At 60.5% G+C, this 6,413-nt stretch carries 4 protein-coding genes; 2 read left to right on the forward strand and 2 right to left on the reverse strand.

Features of this window, described 5'->3' with window-relative positions; translation table 11 throughout:
* Positions 1-111: 111 nt before the first annotated feature.
* Positions 112-1,116: an ABC transporter permease gene (locus tag ACYP01_RS04670; protein WP_214516675.1), complete on the reverse strand. Its 1,005-nt coding sequence runs from the start codon at positions 1,114-1,116 to the stop codon at positions 112-114.
* Positions 1,117-1,120: 4 nt separating this feature from the next.
* Positions 1,121-2,698: an ABC transporter substrate-binding protein gene (locus ACYP01_RS04675; RefSeq protein ID WP_459678800.1), complete on the reverse strand. Its 1,578-nt coding sequence runs from the start codon at positions 2,696-2,698 to the stop codon at positions 1,121-1,123.
* A 212-nt stretch (positions 2,699-2,910) separates the two neighbouring features.
* On the opposite strand from ACYP01_RS04675, the gene pdxA reads away from it, so the two are divergent.
* Positions 2,911-5,163, forward strand: a complete 2,253-nt coding sequence (pdxA, locus tag ACYP01_RS04680; protein WP_459678801.1) for a 4-hydroxythreonine-4-phosphate dehydrogenase PdxA — start codon at positions 2,911-2,913, stop codon at positions 5,161-5,163.
* Positions 5,164-5,190: 27 nt separating this feature from the next.
* A complete protein-coding gene (locus ACYP01_RS04685; RefSeq protein WP_003941419.1) occupies positions 5,191-5,958 on the forward strand; it encodes a DeoR/GlpR family DNA-binding transcription regulator in 768 nt (255 codons plus the stop codon).
* Positions 5,959-6,413 lie beyond the last annotated feature (455 nt).

A 6,413-nucleotide genomic window follows, 5' to 3' on the forward strand; every position in this document is an offset into this window, starting at 1 on the left:
AGATCTTGACTCGGCTGTCTCGCTTACGGCGCGTGGCTCCGGCGCGTGCGAAGTCTGCCTCGGTGACCGCGCTGGCGCGTGGAGTTGTTGGAGGTTCCAAGACGGTAGTCATCAGTTGGCGCCCTTTCCGAGTCGCACGCGTGGATCCAGGAGGGGGTAGAGGAGGTCCACTGCCAGTTGCACGAGCACGGCGAGAACCGCGGTGACAAGTACGGTGGCCTGGATGAGCGGGTAGTCGCGAGTCTCGAGTGCGCGGACCACCAGCGAGCCGACACCAGGCCAGGCGAACACGACCTCGACCACCACGACGCCGTTCAGCATTCCGGCAAATCTGGTGCCCAGCGCGGTGACGATCGGAATCGCCGAATTACGCATCGCATATCGCCAGGTGAGTTCGCGTTCCGATACTCCGCGAGAGCGTGCGACGGTGATGTACGGAGAAGCGAAGGCCGAGACCATTTCGCGTCGAACCATCCGGGAGATCAACGCGATCTGAAGGATGGCGATGGTGACGGTAGGCAGGATCAACGACGGCCATGTGGTGAAGCCGGCTGCCGGGAGTACGGGGATCAAGACCGCGAAGATCGTCACCAGCATCAGGCCGCTCCAGAACTCCGGCATGGACTGCCCGCCGACGGCTACGACGTTCGCACCGAGTTCACGTCTGGTGTCCGCGTGACGGGCCATCCACACGCCCAGTGGAATCGAGAGCACAGCGGTCAACAGAATGGAGCTGACGGCAAGGGTGATGGTGTACGGGAGACGGCCGAGGACAACGTCCATGGCCGGCGCCTGGAACGAGTACGACGTGCCGAGATTCAGGTGGACGAGGTCCCACAGGTAGATCAGGTATTGGGAGAATACCGACTTGTCCAAGCCCATGTCAGCACGGATCTGTGCGAGATCCTCGGTGCTGGCCAGCGGTCCGGCCAAGGCGTAGGCAGGATCGCCGGGTGCCATTCGGATCAGGACGAACACTGTTGTGAGCGTGAGGAAGATCGTCAAGGCACTCTGTGCCAGACGTTTGAGCACGTATTTGACGGTCGGGTTGATCCTTGTGCGTCGACGCGGAGAGATTCCGAGGGAGGTTTGCGGTTTCGGAGCGGTGAGAGTCATCGCCTCAGGCCTCCAATCGGACGGCGCCGAGGTCGTAGGAGTTGATCGGGGTCAGTGAAACATTTTGTACACGAGTGCGTTTCGCAAGGAGAGCATTCGGCACGAAGCTCCACAGGCAAGGCCAGGTGTTCCAGATGTCTTGTTGTGCGGCGTCGAGTAGAGCGGCGCGCTTGGTCGGATCTGGCTCTCCGGATGCGGCTTGGATCTTCGCGGTGATCTCGGGGAAGACGTACCCGTGATAAGTGTCGCGAGTTGCTTCCTTCTCCGCTGTGCCGGCGTACATCCCCTGCAACGTGGTCAGTGCAAGTCCGGTCTGGTTGCCGTAGCCGTTGCCCAGCACATCCCAGTCGCCGGTCTTGCCCTGGCGCCAGGACGAGATGTCACCGCCCGGCTCGAACTGCTGGAGCTTGACGCGCACTCCCACGGCCTTCATCATCTCGAGTACCGATTCCATCACCGAGACGTCGTTGGTGAACTCTCCGGTTTCCCAGATGAAGGTGAGTTCGAGGTCGTCGGCGCCTTCGGCCTCGAGCATTTGCCGCGCTTTCCGTGGATCATATTGGTAAGTGCCGGTTTTCACGGCTCCGTCCAAGGTCGACGGTGCGGGGCCGGTGGCCGGGACTGCGGAACCGATCAGCACGTCCCGAGCGAGTGACTCACCGTCGATGGCATACGTGAGAGCTTCTCGGACACGCGGATTGGACAGTGGGTGATCGGCGGGCTTGCGGAAGTTGAAGAACAGTTGGTTGATGCGTGTGCTCGGTACTGTGTCCACCTGGACACCAGGCAGATCGGCGAGTTGTTCGGCGGAATCGGGACTGATCGAGTCGATTACGTCGACCTCGCCGCTCCGAAGCGCGACGACGCGGCCGGCCTCTTCGGGAATGAAGCGGACCTGAACACGACGAACGCCGGGGGCCGGGCCCCAGTAGTTGTCATTGGCGACAAGTGTGTAATCGCCGGTGCCCCGGTTCGATTCGCTGACGACGAACGGTCCCGACCCGATTCCGCTCTGCAGTTCGTTGGGTTCGTTGGCAGCGGCCGGGGTGATCAAGATGTTGGACATGAGCGAGTCCAGAACCGGCACCGGGGAATTCGTCCGAAGGATGAAGGTGCGATCGTCGATGGGGACGACCGTCGGCCACTCGGGGAACTGCGGTGCGACAAACGATCCGCTGACCTGCTGGTACATCTGCATTGCCGTCGTGACGTCGTCGGTCAGCACAGGTGTGCCGTCGGAGTAACGGATGCCCTCGCGGAGTCGAACCGTCCACTCGGTCGGGCCGGTCGATTCGAACCTGTCAGCGAGAACGAGTTGCGGTGTCAGATTGTCGCCGATCCGGGTGAGACCTTGTCTGACGCCACGTTGAGCCGTGACTGCTGCGTCGAATTGATTGAGTTTGTTGTCGAGGCTGACGAGCGAGCGGTTGAGCCCGAGCACCAGGGTGTCCTGTGTCGGTTTCCCGGTAGGGCCGGCGCACGCGGCAGTCGTGCCCAGAAGCGTTGCGCCACCGATCAGCCCGGTGAACTGCAGAAAGGATCGCCGGGAGAGCTGTGGTGTTCGCAAACGAGTATTGGTCATCGGTGACCTTTCGATCCTGACGGGGCAGCGTGGGGGCGACGCTCCGAGCGGACTGTTGGTGAACAATCGCGTCGGGCTCTCGCTTGTAACTCAGCTCACAATGGCACTGTTGCGCACTTCGCGCAAGTCCCGTAACTTCGATTGCGTACTTCGCGCATCGGTCGCGATGCTGTGCATACTCGATTCAGACTGAAAGGGGGTCGAGGAATTCGATGAAACCACTGGTAATCATCGCTGATGATCTTTCCGGAGCAGCGGAGTCGGCCGCAGGATTTCTGCTCCGCAATTCGGGCATATCGCTTCGGCTCGGCCCAGATGCGCCCGACGGATCAGGAGTGACGGTTTTCGATCTGCACTCACGGCGATCCGACCCCGCCAGAGCCTCTCGGGACGTGAGATCAGTTCTGCAATCGTCTGACGGCTCCGAGATCGTCAAGAAGATCGATTCCCTGCTCAGGGGCAACATAGCAGCGGAGGTTGGAGAACTCTCCCGCGACGGATCCCCGGTCATCGTCGCCGCCGGACTGCCCAGACAAGGGCGCACGGTGCAAGACGGCGTGGTGTTGGTCGATGGGGTTGCGTTGCACTCCACCGACCTGTGGCGCGCGGAGTCGAAGCCGACTCCTCGGTCGATTGCAGAGGCGCTCGGCCCGTCGGCAATCACTTCTGGCGTATCGCTGGATGACATTCGCTCCGGTCGTTTGAGCCAGGTTCTTGCGTCGATCTCAGAAGCCGGGTCGGTGGCGATCTGCGATGTCGAGACCGAGAATGATCTGGAACTGATTGTGGCTGCAGCACAGGAGGTTCGGGGTTCTCGATTGGTAGGAACCTCGGCGCTCGCGATGGCAGTGGCACGACGAAGAGCCGTGCAGTCACCCGTCGCGTGCCCGTCTCTTCGTGATTCTCGATTTACCTTGGTCGTCGTGGGGACGGCGGATGCGTCTGCCGGGGACCAAGTGGCATTGCTTCGGGATTCAGGGGCGCATCATATCGAAGTGAACAGTGCTGAGCTGCTGGCGCATTCGGTCGATCCGCTTCCGATTCTGAACGCACTGGATCGCGGAAACGTCGTGGTTTCGGTAAGTGGACCTGTCGTGCCTGCAGAATCCGTCCACCTCGTTTCGGCTCTCGCCGATCTGATCGCTGCCGTCGATGCAGGATTCTCCCACGACGAGTACCCGATCGACTTGGTTCTTACCGGTGGCGAAACCGCGCGCAGCGTTCTCGACCGCCTGCGGATCGGCACGCTGTCACCGATTTACGAGATCGAACACGGCGCCGTACTTTCCGTCGATCGCACCGGACGGTACATCGTCACGCGGCCAGGCAGTTTCGGGAATGCACACAGTCTTTTCTCCATAACGAAGTTTCTCGCGCACCCCACCCCGGTCGCCGCTCCGGACAGTCCACCTTCAGTTACTCCTTCAGCCAACGAGGTCAATCCCATGTCAATCGAATCCACTCCACTGCCGCTGATTGCTGTCACGATGGGCGACGGCGCCGGCGTCGGACCGGAAGTGATCGTCCCCGCACTCCTCGACGGTGAAACGAGAAAGCGTTGCCGCCCTGTTGTTGTCGGCGACGCGAAGCGTTTGCGATCGGCTGCCACGGTGCTCGGAATCGACGTCGACGTGGTCGCGATCGAGGAGATCAAGGATGCTGAATTCATCGATGGACGGATCAACGTCATCGACCTGGACTTGCTACCCGAGGATCTCGCCTGGGGTGAACTGTCGGCAGTCGCGGGAGACGCGGCCTATCAATATATCCGCGTCGCAAGCGAACTCGCTGTACGCGGTGAAGTCCAGTCGATCTGTACGGCGCCGCTGAACAAGGAAGCGCTGCATGCGGCAGGACATATCTATCCCGGACACACGGAATTGCTTGCGCACCTGACCGGTACCGAGGAGGTGTCGATGATGTTGTCGACCCCCAAGCTCAAGGTGATTCACGTGACCACTCACATCGGACTGCTCGATGCAGTTGCCAGGATCGAGCCCGGCCTGGTCGAGAGGACCATTCGTCGAGGTCACGAAGCTTTGGTGCGCACGGGCAATCCATCTCCGAAAATCGGCGTGTGCGGGATCAACCCGCATGCGGGGGAGAACGGGCTTTTCGGGTACGGAGAGGAAGAGCAGAAGATCATTCCCGCCGTCGAACTCTTGAAGGCAGAAGGAATCGACGTCCACGGCCCACTGCCGGCGGACACGGCATTCTTCCTCGCTGGACGTGGGGACTACGACTTGATCGTTGCGATGTACCACGATCAGGGGCACGGCCCGGTCAAGGTTCTCGGGATCGAGGCCGGCGTCAACATCACCGTCGGGTTACCTGTCATCCGTACCTCCGTCGATCACGGAACCGCTTTCGACATTGCAGGTAAGGGCATCGCCGAGGCCGGTAGTATGGTCGAAGCGCTGCGGCAGGCGGCCGAATTGGCAACCAGCACATTCGTTTCCAAGTAAGCACCAGGGTTTGTAGGGGGAGGAGCGATGGCCATCCGGGAGTCGGAGGCGAGGCGGTCGGAGATTGCGAGGCTCGCTCGCACCAGCGGTCTGGCCAGTGTCGAGGATCTGTCTGCCCAATTCGGGGTGACTGCATCCACGATTCGTCGCGACCTGAGTCAGTTGACTGCCCAGGGAGTAATTGCTCGAACGTACGGCGGGGCGATTGCTCTCAACCCTCATCCGGAATCCTCCTTGCGTCAACGCGCAATGGAGGGATTCGACGCCAAACGGGGCATCGCCGAATGGGCTGCTGAGCAGGTCCGGCCCGGGGAAACCGTACTTCTTGATGCAGGTACCACCGTCGGAGCGATGGGAGAGTTCTTACGTCACGTGACGAATTTGACGGTGATCGCTGCAGGGCTTACGGCGCTCGAGGCGTTAGCCGACGCTGATGGCGTTCGAGTCGAATGTCTCGGGGGGACCCTGAGGCAGCTCAGTCAAGGATTCGTCGGGCCACTGGCGGAAGCGTCGCTGCAGAGGGTGTCGTTTGACAAGGCATTCCTCGGTGCCGATGCAGTTACCGCTGACCTGGGAATTTGTGAAGCTGAGCTCGATCAGACCCGGCTCAAGGAAATGATGATCGAACGTGCCGGCGAGGTCTACATCCTCGCTCACTCCGCCAAGCTCGGTGAACGTCCTTTCCATGCGTGGGCGCCGATACCGCCGGGGGCCGTGCTGGTTACCGATGCTGCAGTAGACGCAAAGCAAGTCGCGTTGTTCGAGGATGCAGGTATCCGAGTCCAAGTGGTGTGAGTTCCCGCTGCGTGTCGATCCGGGCACGGTGTCCGGCGTCACATGATGTCCGAATTCGTGAAAATCGACTGAAACGGGCAATCTTGCTGGGGAAATGGATACCTCTGAGTCTCTGACCTGTGGATTTGTCAAAGACTTCGGCGGACGCGTAACTTATTCCAAGTCAGAGCGACACGGACACCGACTCCCACCTGCGAGGGTGAGTGACACGAGGTTGTACGAAGTGCCTGACCAAATTTCGAAGTAGTTTCCATCGTGTATGGTTGTGCTTCACCTCCAGTTCTTCCCCGAATGTTCAGCGGTTTGCGCCGATGATCATGATGGGATAGGCTGGAAAAGTTGCCCCGGAGCGGCGGCCATAGGGTCGTGGTGATGGTGTGTGCGTGTTCTTTGAGAACTCAACAGTGTGTCGATGAATGTCAGTGCCAAATATTTTTTGGTACTTCGCATCCGCG

The organism is Rhodococcus sp. no. 34, assembly GCF_054589475.1.

Coding starts and splice junctions, on each gene's coding strand:
- ACYP01_RS04685 (WP_003941419.1), top strand. CDS start 5,191: ATGGCCATCCGGGAGTCGGAGGCGAGGCGGTCGGAGATTGCGAGGCTC.
- pdxA (WP_459678801.1), top strand. CDS start 2,911: ATGAAACCACTGGTAATCATCGCTGATGATCTTTCCGGAGCAGCGGAG.
- ACYP01_RS04675 (WP_459678800.1), bottom strand. CDS start 2,698: ATGACCAATACTCGTTTGCGAACACCACAGCTCTCCCGGCGATCCTTT.
- ACYP01_RS04670 (WP_214516675.1), bottom strand. CDS start 1,116: ATGACTCTCACCGCTCCGAAACCGCAAACCTCCCTCGGAATCTCTCCG.